Annotated in this window: 12 protein-coding genes, 1 pseudogene and 1 riboswitch; of the genes and pseudogenes, 5 read left to right on the top strand and 8 right to left on the bottom strand. The window is 60.5% G+C overall.

Annotated elements, in window-relative coordinates; genetic code table 11:
- Window positions 1–17 precede the first annotated feature (17 nt).
- Window positions 18–124: riboswitch (TPP riboswitch) on the bottom strand.
- 197 nt (window positions 125–321) lie between these two features.
- Complete coding sequence (locus tag E0D86_RS08940; protein ID WP_131649655.1) at window positions 322–1,776, top strand: TolC family outer membrane protein; 1,455 nt, start codon at window positions 322–324, stop codon at window positions 1,774–1,776.
- 292 nt (window positions 1,777–2,068) lie between these two features.
- Here E0D86_RS08940 and waaA read toward each other — a convergent pair whose 3' ends face one another.
- Window positions 2,069–3,340, bottom strand: a complete 1,272-nt coding sequence (gene waaA, locus E0D86_RS08935; protein ID WP_131649654.1) for a lipid IV(A) 3-deoxy-D-manno-octulosonic acid transferase — start codon at window positions 3,338–3,340, stop codon at window positions 2,069–2,071.
- A gap of 194 nt (window positions 3,341–3,534) precedes the next feature.
- On the opposite strand from waaA, the gene E0D86_RS08930 reads away from it, so the two are divergent.
- The 3 genes from E0D86_RS08930 to E0D86_RS08920 are packed head-to-tail and all read left to right on the top strand — an operon-like array spanning window position 3,535 to window position 6,444.
- On the top strand, window positions 3,535–4,707 hold the full coding sequence (locus tag E0D86_RS08930; protein ID WP_131649653.1) for an FAD-binding oxidoreductase: 1,173 nt from the start codon (window positions 3,535–3,537) through the stop codon (window positions 4,705–4,707).
- Window positions 4,704–5,519 carry an aldo/keto reductase gene (locus E0D86_RS08925; protein ID WP_165914227.1) on the top strand — a complete coding sequence of 272 codons (816 nt, stop codon included), beginning with the start codon at window positions 4,704–4,706 and terminating at the stop codon, window positions 5,517–5,519. Before E0D86_RS08930 ends, E0D86_RS08925 begins: the two co-directional genes overlap by 4 nt.
- A 37-nt stretch (window positions 5,520–5,556) precedes the next feature.
- Window positions 5,557–6,444, top strand: a complete 888-nt coding sequence (locus tag E0D86_RS08920) for a metal ABC transporter ATPase (protein ID WP_131649651.1) — start codon at window positions 5,557–5,559, stop codon at window positions 6,442–6,444.
- A 180-nt stretch (window positions 6,445–6,624) separates the two neighbouring features.
- On the opposite strand, the gene hldE is transcribed toward E0D86_RS08920, so the two are convergent.
- The 3 genes and pseudogenes from hldE to E0D86_RS21575 all read right to left on the bottom strand — a co-directional run.
- Window positions 6,625–8,046, bottom strand: a complete 1,422-nt coding sequence (gene hldE / locus E0D86_RS08915) for a bifunctional D-glycero-beta-D-manno-heptose-7-phosphate kinase/D-glycero-beta-D-manno-heptose 1-phosphate adenylyltransferase HldE (protein WP_131649650.1) — start codon at window positions 8,044–8,046, stop codon at window positions 6,625–6,627.
- A 178-nt stretch (window positions 8,047–8,224) separates the two neighbouring features.
- A complete protein-coding gene (gene msbA, locus E0D86_RS21580; protein WP_256681186.1) occupies window positions 8,225–10,042 on the bottom strand; it encodes a lipid A export permease/ATP-binding protein MsbA in 1,818 nt (605 codons plus the stop codon).
- Window positions 10,043–10,303: 261 nt separating this feature from the next.
- A pseudogene (locus E0D86_RS21575) lies at window positions 10,304–10,729 on the bottom strand (O-antigen ligase family protein); the annotation flags it as partial.
- Window positions 10,730–11,321: 592 nt separating this feature from the next.
- Here E0D86_RS21575 and E0D86_RS08905 point away from each other — a divergent pair.
- Window positions 11,322–11,951, top strand: coding sequence for a toluene tolerance protein (locus E0D86_RS08905; RefSeq protein WP_131650031.1), 630 nt, complete (start codon window positions 11,322–11,324; stop codon window positions 11,949–11,951).
- On the opposite strand, the gene E0D86_RS08900 is transcribed toward E0D86_RS08905, so the two are convergent.
- The 4 genes from E0D86_RS08900 to E0D86_RS08885 are packed head-to-tail and all read right to left on the bottom strand — an operon-like array spanning window position 11,903 to window position 15,777.
- A complete protein-coding gene (locus tag E0D86_RS08900; RefSeq protein WP_131649649.1) occupies window positions 11,903–13,024 on the bottom strand; it encodes a glycosyltransferase in 1,122 nt (373 codons plus the stop codon). The genes E0D86_RS08905 and E0D86_RS08900 overlap by 49 nt on opposite strands.
- 30 nt (window positions 13,025–13,054) lie before the next feature.
- A complete protein-coding gene (locus E0D86_RS08895) occupies window positions 13,055–13,921 on the bottom strand; it encodes a DUF6625 family protein (protein WP_219852974.1) in 867 nt (288 codons plus the stop codon).
- A gap of 53 nt (window positions 13,922–13,974) precedes the next feature.
- Complete coding sequence (locus E0D86_RS08890; protein ID WP_131650030.1) at window positions 13,975–14,934, bottom strand: glycosyltransferase; 960 nt, start codon at window positions 14,932–14,934, stop codon at window positions 13,975–13,977.
- A gap of 21 nt (window positions 14,935–14,955) precedes the next feature.
- A complete protein-coding gene (locus E0D86_RS08885) occupies window positions 14,956–15,777 on the bottom strand; it encodes a hypothetical protein (RefSeq protein ID WP_131649647.1) in 822 nt (273 codons plus the stop codon).
- Between the last annotated feature and the right edge of the window lie 166 nt (window positions 15,778–15,943).

The following is a 15,943-nucleotide window of genomic DNA, read 5'->3' as shown; positions in this document are numbered from 1 at the left end:
GAGACTCGCTGGAGAACTGGCGAGCACATCTTGTTCCCTACGCAGGCCTTAACCTGATCAGGTTCAACGGGATCCGGAACTTTCCGATCTCAGCCTTCGCTTCAAGGCACCCCGACAAGAACGCGACCGAGTCTAATCAAGAGTCCAGAGGAAAGCCACGCCGATCCGCGAATGTCGCGACCGCCGGGTCACATTTGCCACATCTCGCCGAGCCTGCCAGACCGACCATAGCGGGCATCTGGAGGGCGCCGCCAAGCCGCTTGACCGGCCGCATGACCGCGCATAGCCTTGCCCATCACTCCGCTTCAGGGAAAGACGCACATGCTGCGTAGACTCACGCTGGCACTGGCCGTGGCCGCCTCGTCGGGACTGGTTTGGGCCGAGACGGCGCCTCCGCTCTCCAATCGCACCGATCTGGTGAGCGTTTATCGCCAGGCCGTGGAGAACAATGCCGACCTCGCGGCGGCGCGCGCGCAGTTCAAGGCGACTCAGGAAGTCGTACCCCAGGCACGTGCCGGCTTGCTACCGAATCTCAGCGCGGGCGCGGAGATGAGCGACACCCGCACAGACCTCGACACCGACGTCGGTTCACGCTCCCTGTCACGTAGTGGCACCGTCTATCAGGCCACCTTGAGCCAACCGATCTTCCGCGCCGAGCGCTGGTTCCAGTTGCAGGCGGCCGAAGCGATCAGCGAGCAGGCAGCGCTGGAGTACTCCATTGCCGAGCAGGACCTGATCCGCCTGACCGCTCAGGCGTACTTCGCAGTCCTACGTGCGCAGGACAATCTCGCCGCCGCCAAAGCCGAGGAGTCGGCCTTCAAGCGGCAGCTCGACCAGGCCGACGAACGCTTCGAAGTGGGCCTTTCCGATCGCACCGACGTGCTCGAAGCCCAGGCGGGTTTCGATACCGCGCGCGCCAATCGACTGATTACCCAACGCCAGGTTGACGATGCCTTTCAGGCTCTGTTCACCCTGACCAATCGCGAATACCTCGCGCTGGAAGGCATGGAGCATAGCCTGCCAGTACTGCCGCCCAGCCCGAACGACGCCAGCGCCTGGGTCAACACCGCCACTCGGCAGAACCTGGATCTGCTGGCGATCAACCAGGCGGTAAACGCGGCCGAAGAAACCCTGCGCCAGCGCCGGGCCGGCCATGCACCGACAGTCGACGCAGTGGCGCGCTACAGCAGGGGCGACAACGACAGCCTGGGCTTCTCTAATACCGGCTCCATGGATATTCCGGGCTACCGCCTGCCGCGCTACGCCGGTGACGTCGAACAGAGCAGCATCGGTTTGCAGCTGAACATTCCGCTGTACAGCGGCGGGCTGACCAGTTCACAGCGGCGCGAGGCCTTTCATCAATTGACCCAGACCGAGCAGCAGCGCGAAAGCCTGCGCCGTCAGGTGGTCGAGTCCACCCGCAACCTGCATCGCGCGGTGAATACCGATGTGGAGCAAGTGCAGGCGCGCCGACAGTCAATCATTTCCAGCCAGAGTGCTTTGGAAGCTACCGACATCGGCTATCAGGTGGGCACTCGCAATATCGTCGACGTGCTCGACGCTCAACGCCGTCTGTTCGCTGCCGTGCGCGATTACAACAACGCCCGCTATGACTACATCCTCGACAGCCTGCGCCTGAAACAGGCCGCCGGCACACTCAACCCGGGTGATCTGGAGGATCTGCAGCGTTATCTGAAGGCGGACTACGATCCGGACAGCGACTTCCTCCCGCCGGATCTGTCTGAGAATTTCGGCCAGCCGGTACGCGTGGACTGACGGGCGCCGCTTCAGGAGTGAGTTAGCGGCGAGGATGGCTTCCGCCATGCCTGCGGACAACGTCACATCTCGGCGGGGGCAATCTCTAACTGCAAGCAAGACGCCATCCGGTGGGCTAAAGCCCACCCTACATCACTGCCGCAGCCGTTCAGTGGAGGCGTCGAAAGAGAGATAGAACGAGGAGCAGATGGAGACGGCCAGAACCTTTGCCCCTCCTACGGGGCGGCACGCATTGGCCGCTGTAGCCTTCGGCGGATAACTAGCAGGGACGAGAGTCAGCCCAGATCCCGCATCACTGGTCGAGCAGCCGTCCCAGCCCTGCCAGCAGCCGCTCCAGCGCGCCCTGATTATTCCTCAGCACACGGCACCCTGCGGCCCGAGCCTGTTCGACACTTGCCGGATTCGTCCATAACGCCTCGATTGCCACCGCCAGCGCGGGGGCGCTGTTGACTTCCTTCAACGCGTCGGCATCGCGCAGTTGCGCGGCGATATCGAGGAAATTAAACAGATGCGGGCCGGTCAGTACGGGTTTACCCAGCGCTGCGGGCTCGAGCAAATTGTGCCCGCCGGTAGGCACCAGACTGCCGCCAACGAAGGCCACATCGGCCAGCGCAAAGAGAAACAGCAACTCGCCCATGGTGTCGCCAAGCAGCACTTGCGTCCGGGCCTGCGGCGGCTCGCCGAGGGAACGTCGGACAGTGGCAAAACCCTGCTTCCGGCACAATTCATATACCGAGCCAAAGCGTTCGGGATGGCGCGGCACCAAGATCAACAGCGCGTCAGGATAGGTGTTCAACAACTGCCGATGCGCAGCCAGCAGAATTTCGTCTTCGCCCGTGTGGGTGCTGGCGCCGATCCAGATCGGCCGCATCACGGCACTCCATTGCTGGCGGAGCTGGGCGGCCTGCTCGGGCAGCACCGGGTCGACGCTGAGGTCGAACTTGATCGAGCCGGTTACTTCTACGCAGGCATCACGTGCGCCGAGCTGGCGGAAACGCGCCGCCTCGGCCTCGGTCTGCACGGCGATGAGGCTCAGTTCAGCCAGCATGGGCGCGGTCAACCGGGCGAATCGTGCATAGCCGCGCGCCGAGCGTTCGGACAACCGCGCATTGGCCAGCGCCACGGGAATACCGCGATGCGCGCACTGGTGGATATGGTTGGGCCACAGCTCGGTTTCCATCACCACAGCCAGTTTCGGCTGCAGTCGTTGCAAGAACCGTGAAGCCGCCCAAGGCAGATCGTAAGGCAAGTAGCAATGCTGCACCGTATCGCCAAATAGCGCCCTGATCCGTTCGGAGCCGGTCGGGGTCATGCAGGTCACGGTGATCGGCAAGTGCGGATACCGCGCCATAAGCTCGCGAATCATCGGCGCGGCAGCGATGCTTTCACCCACCGAGACAGCGTGCACCCAGATGCCATGCGGCTGGAATTCGGGCAGCCCTACAGCAAAGCGTTCGCCGATGCGTTTCGAATAGGCCGGCGCTTTGCGGGCACGCCAAAACAGGCGAACCACCACGAGCGGCAAGGCAAGATGGAACAGCAGGGTATAAAGGGTTCGGTTCATGGGGGCGGAGTTTACTTGAAAGCTGGGCGCTGACGGGCGGCGTTCCGCGTCAGTTAGTAGGATGGGCTTCAGCCCACCAACAGCCAGCCCACAACGTCTTACCCCCGCTCCCAGCTTTCCAACCATGGCTGCGACGACTACGCCGACGGTTATACTGCCGGCCCGTATTTACGCTTTACAGGCGAGGTTTACACATGCCCGACTCCTTAAGCACCGATGTCCTGATCGTAGGCGGTGGCGTTGCCGGTCTGTGGCTGAATGCGCGCCTGCGCCGGCAAGGCTATTCGACGCTGCTGGTGGACAAGGGCGTGCTTGGCGGCGGGCAGAGCGTCAAATCCCAGGGGATCATCCACGGTGGCACCAAGTATGCGCTGAGCGGCGCGCTGACCGGCGCATCGGAAGCCATCGCCGACATGCCCCGGCGCTGGCGTGAAGCACTCCAAGGCGGCGGCGAGCTGGATCTTTCCGGCGTGCGCCTGCTCTCCGATGCGCACTATCTCTGGTCGCCGGGCACTCTGACCGGCAATCTCACCAGCTTCTTCGCCAGCAAGGCGGTGCGCTCGCGGGTCGGCCAGGTCAAGGGCGACGAATTGCCACCGGCGCTGCAGCACCCGAAATTCAAGGGCAAGGTTTATCGGCTCAGCGAACTGGTGCTGGACGTGCCGAGCCTGATCCAGCGCCTCGCGGAGCTCGCCGGACCCGGCCTGTTGAAGGCCGACCGGATCGAGCCGCTGCGGGAGAATGGTGAACTGACCGGTCTGATCGTCGATGGTCGCTCCATAACCGCGCAGCGCATCGTCCTGACTGCCGGCGCGGGCAACGCCGAGCTGCTGGAGGCGCTGGGGCTCACGCAGCCGGCGATGCAAAAGCGCCCGCTGCATATGGTCATGGTAAAGGCGGCGACGCTCAAACCCCTCTATGCACATTGCCTGGGCGGCGGCTCCAAACCACGCATCACCGTGACCAGCCATCCGGCCGCTGACGGCGAATGGGTCTGGTATCTAGGCGGCGATCTGGCCGAGGCCAACGGCGTCGCGCGCGACGAGGCGGCGCAGATCGCCGCGGCGAAAAAGGAGCTGGCGGAATTGGTGCCCTGGATCAACCTGTCCGCGGCGAAGTGGGCGACGCTGCGGATCGACCGGGCCGAGCCGGCTCAGTCAGCGCTGGCCAGACCGGACAACGCATTTCTCGCCGAACAGGGCCGGCTGCTGGTTGGCTGGCCGACGAAATTGGCACTATCCCCCGATTTCGCCGACCGCGTCGAGGCCGCCTTGGCCCGCGACAATATCCATCCGCAACCGCGTCCGCCGCTACCCGAACTGCCACGCCCAACGGTTACCGCACCCTTCTGGGAAGGATTGCTCTGATGGCAACGACCTTGCACGAGCTGCACCGCCCTCTTGGTAGCACCGGGCTCAGCGTGTCACCGCTGGGCCTGGGCACGGTCAAGCTGGGTCGCGACCAGGGCGTCAAATATCCCAACGGTTTTCGCATTCCGGATGATGAGCAGGCGCGCCAACTGATCGCACTGGCCCGCGATCTGGGCATCAATCTGATCGACACCGCGCCCGCCTACGGGCTCAGCGAACAACGTCTGGGATCGTTATTGCAGGGCCAGCGAGACCATTGGGTGGTGGTCAGCAAGGTCGGCGAAGAATTCGTCGATGGCCAATCGCACTTTGATTTCTCGCCTGCCCATACCCGACGTTCAGTCGAGCGCAGCCTCCAGCGGTTGCGGACCGACCGCATCGACCTTGTCCTGGTGCACTCGGACGGACGCGACCTGGAAATTCTCCAGCACAGCGGCGTCTACGAAACCCTCGCCGATCTCAAGTACGAGGGCAAGATTCTCGGCTACGGACTGTCCGGCAAGACCGTCGAAGGCGGCCTGTTCGCGCTCGAACAGGGCGACTGCGCGATGGTGACCTACAACCTCAACGAGCAGAGCGAGCGGCCTGTTCTGGACTACGCTCAGTCACACGCCAAGGGCATCCTGGTCAAAAAAGCGCTGGCCAGCGGGCACGTCTGCCTAAAAACCGGCGAAGATCCGGTGCGAGCGAGCTTCGAACTGCTGTTCGCGCATCCAGGCGTTGGCGCCGCCATCATCGGCACCATAAACCCGAACCACCTGTCAGATAACGTGCGTACCGCTGCAGCGGTTTTGTCCCAACAACGATAATCACGGCCCTACGGCCGCCTACGTCAGGAGGAGCCGAATGCCGCGCGTGTTGATCCGCAAGAACCCGAGCACGTTCAAAACCCTGCCATTGCTCGTCGAGGCCAACCCCGAAGGCTTGCGGTACCAGAGCCTCGGGCGGCCGCTCAATTTCAGCGAGATGCTCGAGCGCCGCCGCCCCGTGGTCGTTGACGATCCGAGCCGCTTCGATATCGAACTGGCCAACCTCGGAGTGTCGGTACGCCTAACGCTTTGCTGGCAGGGGCGGGAGTATTGGGTACTGGTGCGCCAGCAACGCCAGGACCGCGGTGACGTCGTGCTCAAGTTGATTTCCGGTTACGTGCCAGCTCATGAGCTCAGCCTGCCGCTGCTGACCGCGATTCACGAAGTCGCTGAAGAATGCCTGCTGGAAACGCCCGAAGGCTGGCTCGCCGGGCGATTTGGCGATACCTGGCTGCCCGCACCTTACCAAGGCAGCCTGCGTTATCGCGAGGCGGTGCATTTCAATCTGGCTTCGTTATCCGGATCGGCCAAACCGGTGCAATGCGGCCAGATGACCTTGATGGAACGCCCGCGGGCCTATGTCCATCTACCAACCGCTTCCCTGCAACTGATCTACGACATGCGCCTCGATCTGCCGAAGGAAACCCGCGAACTCAGCCTGTTTCATGTCGACGAGCGGCTCGAGGGCGACAAGCTGATCGCCCAACTGGACCGTAGCCGGCCCGACCTCTATCTGGTCCCGCTGCATGAAGGCCAGCCGCAGGAGCAGCTCTTGCACCTGCGCAACGGCCAACTCACCACGCTAGGCACGCGGGGACTATGGCTAGCCGAGAGCTTTACGCAGCAGGAGGGCTGGGTGGTTCGCGATGAGCGCATCCGCTGGAGGGAATGGTGGGCGGCGAGGCCCGCGGCCGTGACGCGCTGAGAGGCCCGCCAACCTTGAAGGAGCAGGCCATGCCTGCGAACAAAAGCCATATACGGCGCGGAGTTCTTCATGGGCATGACCCACTCCTACGCAGGAACAGTACGAGCTCACTCTACCGTCCGCTCCGGAGCACGACCGTAGCGCTTTGCGCATGGTTACGCTCGGCCGTTTACAACCCCTCTAGGCCTTGCGAATCCTCTCGACGATCGCCGTGGTCGAGCTGTTCTCGACCAGCCCCAGCACCTTCACCTCGCCGCCATAGGCGGTGACCAGATCCGCCCCGACCACCTGATCCACGCCGTAGTCGCCGCCCTTGACCAGCACGTCCGGCCTGACCTTGGCGAGCAGTTTTTCCGGCGTGTCTTCGGCGAAGCAAACGACCCAGTCGACAGCACCGAGGCCTGCCAGCACGGCCATGCGCCGATCGACCGAATTGATCGGCCGGCCCGGCCCCTTCAGGCGACTCACCGAGCCGTCATCGTTGACCGCAACGACCAGTCGATCGCCCTGCGCGCGGGCCTGCTCCAGATAGGTCACATGACCGGCGTGCAGAATGTCGAAGCAGCCGTTGGTGAAAACGATCTTCTCGCCTTCGGCGCGGGCGTCCTCGATCGCGGTGAGAAGTTGCTCGAGCGTCATCACCCCGCGCTCTGAACCCTCCTCGCGCTGCACGGCACGGCGCAGCTCAGGCGCACTGATGCAGGCGGTGCCCAGCTTGCCAACCACGATACCGGCGGCCAGATTGGCCAACGCCACGGCCTGCGGCAGCTCCTCCCCCGCAGCGATGGCTGCCGCCAGGGTCGAAATGACGGTATCGCCAGCTCCGGTGACATCGAACACCTCACGTGCGCGCGCCGGCAAATGCAACGGAGAGTGCTCCGGACGCAGCAGCGTCATGCCATGCTCGCCTCGGGTTACGAGCAAAGCATCAAGCTCCAGCTGTTGCATGAGCTCAGCGCCCTTGGCCACCAGCTCGACTTCGTCAGCGCATCGCCCAACGATGGCCTCGAACTCGCCGAGATTCGGCGTAATCAGCGAGGCGCCACGATAGATTTCGAAATCCTTGCCCTTGGGATCGGCCAGCACCGGAATGCCACGGCGGCGAGCAGCCTCGATCAGCGCCTGATGATTCTTCAGCGCGCCCTTGCCGTAATCGGACAGCACCAGCACTCTGACGCCAGCCAGCAATCCTTCGACGTCCTCGAGCAATGCTCCAGCATCGGTTTCGAAGGCTTCCTCGAAGTCCATGCGCAGCAGTTGCTGGTGGCGGCTCATCACCCGCAGCTTGACGATGGTCGGCTGATGCTCGATGCGCTGGAAATGCGCTTGCACACCGGCTGCGGCCAGACTGTCGGCCAGGCTTTGGCACGCTTCATCTTCACCGGTTACCCCCACCAACGCAGCCGGAGCGCCCAGCGCCGCGATGTTCAGCGCGACGTTGGCCGCACCTCCGGGACGGTCCTCGATCTGCTCGACCTTGACCACCGGCACCGGCGCCTCCGGCGAAATCCGCGACGTGCCGCCATGCCAGTAGCGATCGAGCATGACATCGCCCACTACCAGAACGGGGGCTTGGTCGAAACGGGGCATGGACAGTTTCATGAGGGCTCCGGGGCGGAAGAAAAAACGCTGCAAAGCATAGCAGCATGGGACTGGCGAATTCTTGCCGTAAACACAGGGAGAGCATGGCGATTGCAGAGCGTTGCGGACCTGCGGCGCAGTGAACCGGCCGAACCTGACAGACCTTGGCCTGCGTCATTCGGCAGGTCCACCGTTCAGCCTAGGCCTCGCCCTCATCCTTGAACTGTGTTGCGTGCAACCTGGCATAGGCGCCATTGGCCACAAGCAATTCGGCATGCGTACCACGCTCGACGATACGCCCCTGCTCCATCACCAAAATGAGATCGGCCTTTTCGATGGTACTCAGGCGGTGCGCTATCACCAGCGTGGTGCGCCCCGTCATCGCATGATCCAGCGCACCCTGGATGTGCCGCTCGGATTCGGTGTCCAGCGCCGAGGTCGCCTCGTCCAGAATCAGTACCGGCGCGTTCTTCAACAGCGCACGGGCGATGGCCAAGCGCTGACGCTGGCCGCCGGACAGCAGTACGCCATTTTCTCCAACTTGGGTCTGGTAACCCTCAGGCATCTGCTCAATGAATTCATCGGCGTAGGCGTCGCGGGCCGCACGCTGGATATCTTCCAGCGGTGCGCCGGCCAGATCGCCATAGGCGATGTTATTGGCAACCGTGTCGTTGAACAGCGTGACCTGCTGAGTGACCAACGCGATATGCCGGCGCAGATTGCGCAGCCTGTAACTTTGAATATCCGCTCCATCCAGCAAAATCTGCCCTTGATCATGGTGATAGAAGCGAGGAATCAGATTCGCCAGGGTCGACTTGCCGCTGCCAGATCGTCCGACCAGCGCCACCATCTGCCCCGGCTCCACCGAGAAATTGATATCATGCAGCACCTGCTTATCGGTGCCGGGATAAACGAAACTCAGGCCACTGACGTCGAGACGCCCATTGACCCGATCACGCTCAAGCGTACCGCTATCGATTTCCTGGGCCTCGTCCAACTGTTCGAAAATGCTCTCTGCACCAGCCACACCCTTCTGAATCGTCGAACTGACTTCCGAAAGCTGCCGGATCGGTTTTGGCAACAGGCCCGCCAGCGTGATGTAGGCCACCAGATCGCCCGCCGATGCATCCCCGCGCAACAACAGAACCAAGAACATTAGCAGCGCCATCGCACTGTAGATAACCAACTGCAGGGTTGGCGTATAGACCGCGTTAGTCTTGACCATGCGCAGCTGCTTGGCGGTGTTATCCGTGCTGGCGCCGAAGAAGCGATGCTGCTCGTAGCTCTCGCCGCCAAAACTGCGCACGACTCGGTAGCCCTGAATGGTTTCGGAAGCGACATGGGTGACATCACCCATCGCGACCTGAATCTTCTTGCTCTGCTTGCGGAATTTCTTGCTGGCGCTGGAAACCATGACACCAATGACGGGAAGAATCGCCACCATCACCATGGTCAGCTTCCAGTTCATCCAAAGCAGCGTGCCAAATAGGAAAATGACGGTCATGCCTTCTCGCACCACAACCTTGATCGCATCAGTCGCTGCACCGGTGACCATCGTCACGTTATAGGTGATACGCGAAATCAGATGGCCGGAGTTGTGGCTGTCGAAGTAGCGATTGGGCAGCGTCAGCAGGTTGTTGAACAGCGCGACGCGCAAGTCATGAACCAGGCCCAGCGAAACCTTGGCTAGAAAATAATTGCCGAAAAATGAGCCAATGCCCTGCATCAACGCAATGAGCACGATCAACAACGGCACGGCCTGCAGGAGCTTCAGCTCGGCCAGCCATTCCAGCTCTTTCAGGTGAGGCACCTGGGCGAAAAAGCTAGCATCCGGGTTATTCAATCCATCGACGAAGAACTTGAGGATGTAGCCCAGCATCGGCTGGGTGGAGGCGAAAAGGAGGAAGCCGAGAAGGCTAATTGCGAATAGCCCCCAATAGGGGAGCACGTAGCGCAGCAACCTCAGGTAGATGCTTAGACTTGAAGCCGTGTCGGCCTTCAGGGGTGAGCCACTCATAGGAGAATGCAACTCATATGTCGAAGGGCGGAAATGGTAGCACAGTGAGGTAGCCGACCCTGCCCTCAGCCCCAGCGCTAGACCCACCGGCAGCCAAGTCAAGAACCACTCGGGGCGAGGAGAGTCCCACAGGTTCGCGCCATCGAACAATAGCGCCATTGTGCTGAACAACAGCATACCCAACAACACGCTACCAAGAGTCGTTGACCGCTCCTGTATCGCGATGGCAAAGCTGCGACCCCAGATTGCCAACCAAAGCACGAGACCGGGAAGTCCAAGCTCTAAAGCCACATGGGTAAACAGGTTATGAGTATGGTCGAACATGCGCCCCAAGGCTTCGACTTGGTACTCGCTCCCCAACCCTAAACCCAGCCAGGGCCGATCAGCGACCATTCCTAGGCTTGCAGCGAAGATTTCGGGGCGATAAGAGGTGCCTCTAGCGACCACATAGTTGCCAAATAACCAGTAACCGACGGCAGCCACCAAAAGTAGCAAGACGGCCGCGATCAAACCGGCCCGTCCAATCCGCCAAACAGGCATCAACAGCACACTGGCCAGCAGGGCAACCCATACACCACGGCTCTGTGTCATCACGATGAACGTAAAAAGCGCCAACAAACCGGCCGCCCAGACCACCCGCAGCGCAGTCCGCCTGGGTGGCAAACAGAACCACCAGATCAGCGCCATGCCAAATACATAGCCGCCGATAATCGGATGATCGAGCAGGCCGAACCCCTGCGCCCGCCATGCCCAGGGCTTCGCCTCGAGCCCATAGCGCTGTATCAGCGCGGCCAGCGCAGCAAGTGCCAGACCGAAACCAGCCCACCGCAGGACAGAGACGACACGCGATGGTATCTGCCCTAGGCAAACCAAACCCAGTAGGAAAAACAGCACATAAAACAGTCGTTTGGCTTCGCGCGCAGGCTCCTCGGCAGTACTCCAGAACACGCTGATTGCAGCCCACGCGACCAATGCAAACAATGCCGCCACAAGCGGCTTTTCCTGCCGCCAGAGGTCGAGTAGCAATGCGCGATAAGACCAGGACGACCAGATAGCTGGAATCCAGAACAGAACAATCAAGCCTTGTTGGTAAAGCTTAGCCGTCGAAATCCACGTTATACCAAGCAAAAACCAGAGCAAACCCAGCGTCAGCCAGGCCAGCCCTATGCGACGGCTATCCATATTACCCCTTCGGAAAACAGCAAAATGCGCCAGTATCAGCGATGTTAGAATGCACGTCCTGCTCGACGTTCGTACACTGCTTAAGGCCCTCTCCACAATGCACGTAAGCCAATTATGCCAGCGAGACTTGCAACAGCTCACCCATAATGCGGCCGTTCTCGAGGCGGATGGCCTGGGCCCTAAAGTCCTGCAGCTTGAGAACGGTCAGTTTCTAAAAATCTTTCGTCGTAAGCGCTGGCTATCCTCAGCACTTTTACGTCCTTACTCGCGCCGCTTCGCCAATAACGCCGAACGCCTCCAGGCTCTTGGCATCGCCACGCTGAGCGTCCAGGCGCTATACGAGCTTCCCGACAAGTCGGCCAGCGCGGTGCTCTACGCCCCGCTGCCAGGCAATTCGCTAACTCAGCTCGCCAAGCAGCCTGAATTCAGCTGGACGCCGATCTTGCCTGAACTGATCCGCTTCGTACGCGAGTTGCACCGCAAGGGCATCTACTTCCGCTCGCTGCATCTGGGCAATATCGTCCTCACCCCGCACGGTTCGCTGGGGCTGATCGATATCGCCGACATGCGTTTCCTGGGTCGATCTCTACCTAATCACATGATCCGACGCAACCTAGCGCACTTCAGCCGATACCTGGAACGTGAAAAATTTCAGAACGCCTTTCCGTTTTCGCAGTTCTACGATGCCCTGACCGGGTCCGCGTCATTGGTCAGCAGTTCCGCATAGCTGTTGCAGAACTGCTCCCAGGCGACCTCCGGTGCGAGCTGATGATCCTGCTCACCGGCGAGCGATCGCCGATCCGAATCGAGTACGTGCTCAATGGCCGCGACCCAGCCGGACACATCGTTCGGCGAGACGTAAATACCTCTGAGCCCCAACTGCTCGACGAAGACCGGTAGATCACTGGCCACAACCGGCACATGCGCCATCACCGCTTCCTGTAAAACCAAACCCAACCCCTCGCTGCGGGACGGGATCAACATCACGTCGAACGCCTGGTACAGCTGTGCAGCGTCCTGGCGATGCCCCGCCAGCGTCACCATTCGCTCCAGGCCCAGGCACCGGATACGTGACTCTAGTTCCGGTCGCTGCTCCCCGTCGCCCACGAGCACCAGGTGGATGTCCGTCCGCGTGCGCGACAACTCTCTCAGCACATCGAGCATCGGCAGAAAGCCCTTTTCCTCGACCAGCCGTCCGACCGCGCCCAGGACAATGCATGCGCTATCAACGCCCAACCTCATCCTGGCTTCGTCGCGGGAAATCAGTGCCTGCTTGAATGTGTGCGGATTCATCGCCGTTCGCGTAGCGGATACTGTTCTCCCCAGCTTCGCGCCCAGGGATTCGGCGAGCGCCTCGGACACCGCGACGAGCTTCAGGCGATGCGCAGCGATCGCGCTGAACAACCTCGAGTCGCTGCGGCGTATGCGGCTCTGCCCATGGAAGACTACGATGACCTGAATGGAGGGGTTCAGCCTCGCCACCACCGGAATGATCAGCCGTGCCACGCCAATGCCATCGAGCAACAACGCTTTCGGATTGACCCGTTCGATCTCGCGGGCGAGGCGCCGCTGTAGCCACCACTGCGAAAGCTTCCAAACACCCCGGCCTTTGAGCGCCTTCGCGCTCAACCGCCAATGCAGCGTTTGCCCGCAACCCGGATCCCTCGCAGCCTCTCGGCCCATCAGCATCCAGGTGTGGACCCCTCTCTTATCAGCCACGAGGGAAAGGATCTGCTCATGCACCTGATGGATCGAGGCATGCGCGTTGCCCGAAGACCACACGATACTGACGATGCTCAAGCCGAATACTCCAGCATGATGGCTCCGGGATTAAAGCGAGTCATCGGTACCCGCTCTCCGCTCGGTAGCGGCAAACACGCCGTCAAACGTGCGAAACCCTTGCTCGGTAACGCACCACGATGGCTGAGCGGCGAGATCGCCAGGTTGCATCAGCAGTTCTGGGGAACGGCCGGACCACTTGGCGTTCTTCCAGGTTATGAAATGGAAATAGGGAAAATCTCGCGCACCATCCCGGTTGTTGGTCAGCCGCCCGTCGCTCCAGATCCAGCAATCGGGGAAATCGAAGCCACCGCTGAGCCATGGAACCCGCGCGTGCGGCGTGCTGAACGCCTCGTTGAATTCACTGCATCGACGCCACGGATTGAAGCGGTCGGCGACCCGCCGAAGCGCCTCGGGCCAGTTTTTTCGTCGAATGAACAATCGACTGAACGCCGCTTCGTCGAATGCGCGGTGCTCGGGATTTTCGAAACAGGCCTGCCAGCCGGGAACGCGCATGAACGCTTGGCGCATACGCTCGTTATTGCGCAGCAAACACAAATGCCCCGAAACGCGACGTGCGTGGGTAGACAGCAGATCGTATCGTACGAGCCGCTCCTCTGAAAAATAGCCGCGCAGGTCACCGTAGACGAGATCGATATCGCTGAACCCCCAGAAGTCGAAGCCATCCAGATACTCGGCGTGGATATGCCCTAGCGCAGGCTTGATATCGCAGAGCTTGTAAGGATTGGTCGGCTTGAAGCATATGCCCAGACGCTCGCTGACCAATTGACAGTAGTCAGCAAACGAAATCGGTACGATCCGTACGTTATCCGGAAGGTCGTCTGGCGTTCCGCAATCGCTGAAAAAGAGCCAGTCGATATCGGCGTTCCGCTTGCAGGTCTGCAGGAAAAACGGCATCCAGAACGGCCATCGGCCGAAATAGGGAATCAGCAAGCGAATACGTGATTGATTCACTTTAGCCTCCAGTACAGGCGCAGTCGATCCCACAGGCCCATCGGCGGGCGGTCCCGCAACGGCTTATCCAACGACTGGACGATACGCTGCCCGATGCGCGAGAAACTGTACTCCCGCTCCGCCAAGGCCCGACCCGCAGAAGCGATGCGCGCCGCCAGGTCGGGATCCGAACGCAACATCACCAGCTTGCTTCGCAGCTCATCGACACTGCGGTAAAGCACCAGGTTTTCCATATCGACGAAACCCAGCGCCTTGTTTTCCGCTTCGCCCTGATCCCACGCCAGCAATACACAACCGCAAGCCATAGCCTCGAAGTTCTTGATCATGTATTCGCCCATGCCGACGTCGGCACTGACGAAGAAGCGAATACGATTGAGGGTATTGCAATAGTCTTCGCCGGAATTGGTGCGTGTAACGACCAGATCTTCGACTTTTGCCAGCTCATCGAGTAACGCCTTGCGCTCGCTATAGGCGCCGCTTTTGGTGCTGCCGACGAAGGCCAGCTCGATATCTCGCTCCTGCCTCAGATCGCGCAGCGATGTCTGGTCGTAACCCTTGGGGACGAAGACTGCATCGAAACCTTCCTGGCGAAGCCGCTCGCTGACCATGAAACCAGAGCTGATTACACGCACCCACGGCAAGCGCCGATAGTGTGCGCTGAACTTCCCGGTGTATTTGCAGGTGATGTAGTTCTGATAAGCGTCGTGCTCCAGTATCACCAGATTCGGCACACTGCGAATGAAGCCAACTTGCCGAATCTCCTGCTTGAAGCGCACGAAGAACACAATGCGGTTATACCCTTGCGGGTTTACGCTCTCGGCGAAGTAGCGCTTCAAATTGGCCTGTTCATTACGACTCAGCCACCGAGTGTCGCATTCACAATTATGCGCAATACTTTCATACAAGCGGTCAAGCATGACGCGCTGTTCTTTTTGCACAAGTAGCAGAACTGTCAGCATTGGACGGTCTTCCATAAATCAGCCAAGCGTACCGCCCTGCCGATACCGTAGTTTGTCGAACTGCGAGCGCAAACGCGCCATCGGCAGCACGAAACGACTCTCTCGACGACCCATGGAATGCTTGGATGAGAAAGTTTCCTCGACCAACTCCCCATTCAGTCGAACCCGAGATGCCCGCATGTCAAGTGTGCGCACCAAAGCGCCAGCCTGGCCCACGGAGAAACGCAGCAACCGTTCGGCATGCAGACCACGCTGCTCCTGCAGACAGAAAGGAATCATAAGCTCTGCACGACGACCGTAAGCGGCATAGACGTCACGACCGCAAACAGCAAAACGATCGTTCAGACCGTTCCACCATTGCCAATGGGGGATGTAGACCGCGCGGCGGTCTGATGCACAGGCGCTGAGCACGAACCTGGGCAGGGCATCGTGATAGAGCAGATCGGGACGTACGAAAAGCACGACGTCGGGATCAAACCCATCGACCAGCGCAGTTACCGCATGCAGAGAGTTCAACTGATGTATCAGATTGGACAAGGACTTGAAATCGTCCCGCCATACATCCCCGTGTTTCTTGATCTCGTCGAAATCCCAGCGCTTCAGACAGGCGCCCGCTTCCTCAAGGCGACCGTCCATACGAGCGAAAGGCAGATAATTGGACTCGCCAATGAAACCGTTCTCCCCAGACCTCGGGTTATTGACCAGCTGGGGCTCGTAAAGGTGGTAGTAAGACCGCACCTGCGCATTGCCTGGCAGGTGCTGATAGATGTTCTGCTCAATAGACGGAAAGCAGATGGAACTGTTGCGGGGAATTCCGAAAAATGCGACTGCTATTTTCATGAATCATTCAACGCGTAAGACCGCATACTGCGCAGCGCTAGGTCCATACTCAACGGCACGTTGCAAGCACGGTCGAAAATCTGGCTATACGCTGGCGAAGTTAAAGAAGCATGGCGCTGCCTTCTAGTAACTTTCGATTGTTTGAATCCTCGGTTAGCAGGCGTGC

The sequence above is a fragment of the Pseudomonas sp. IC_126 genome, from assembly GCF_004331835.1.
Taxonomy (GTDB): domain Bacteria; phylum Pseudomonadota; class Gammaproteobacteria; order Pseudomonadales; family Pseudomonadaceae; genus Stutzerimonas.
This window is presented reverse-complemented; position numbering and strand designations above follow the sequence as displayed.

Bases quoted from the DNA above. Each gene is read 5' to 3' on its own strand.
- E0D86_RS08930 (WP_131649653.1), top strand. From the start codon at position 3,535: ATGCCCGACTCCTTAAGCACCGATGTCCTGATCGTAGGCGGTGGCGTT.
- msbA (WP_256681186.1), bottom strand. From the start codon at position 10,042: ATGAGTGGCTCACCCCTGAAGGCCGACACGGCTTCAAGTCTAAGCATC.
- hldE (WP_131649650.1), bottom strand. From the start codon at position 8,046: ATGAAACTGTCCATGCCCCGTTTCGACCAAGCCCCCGTTCTGGTAGTG.
- E0D86_RS08895 (WP_219852974.1), bottom strand. From the start codon at position 13,921: ATGCCGTTTTTCCTGCAGACCTGCAAGCGGAACGCCGATATCGACTGG.
- E0D86_RS08885 (WP_131649647.1), bottom strand. From the start codon at position 15,777: ATGAAAATAGCAGTCGCATTTTTCGGAATTCCCCGCAACAGTTCCATC.
- waaA (WP_131649654.1), bottom strand. From the start codon at position 3,340: ATGAACCGAACCCTTTATACCCTGCTGTTCCATCTTGCCTTGCCGCTC.
- E0D86_RS08920 (WP_131649651.1), top strand. From the start codon at position 5,557: ATGCCGCGCGTGTTGATCCGCAAGAACCCGAGCACGTTCAAAACCCTG.
- E0D86_RS08905 (WP_131650031.1), top strand. From the start codon at position 11,322: ATGCACGTAAGCCAATTATGCCAGCGAGACTTGCAACAGCTCACCCAT.
- E0D86_RS08940 (WP_131649655.1), top strand. From the start codon at position 322: ATGCTGCGTAGACTCACGCTGGCACTGGCCGTGGCCGCCTCGTCGGGA.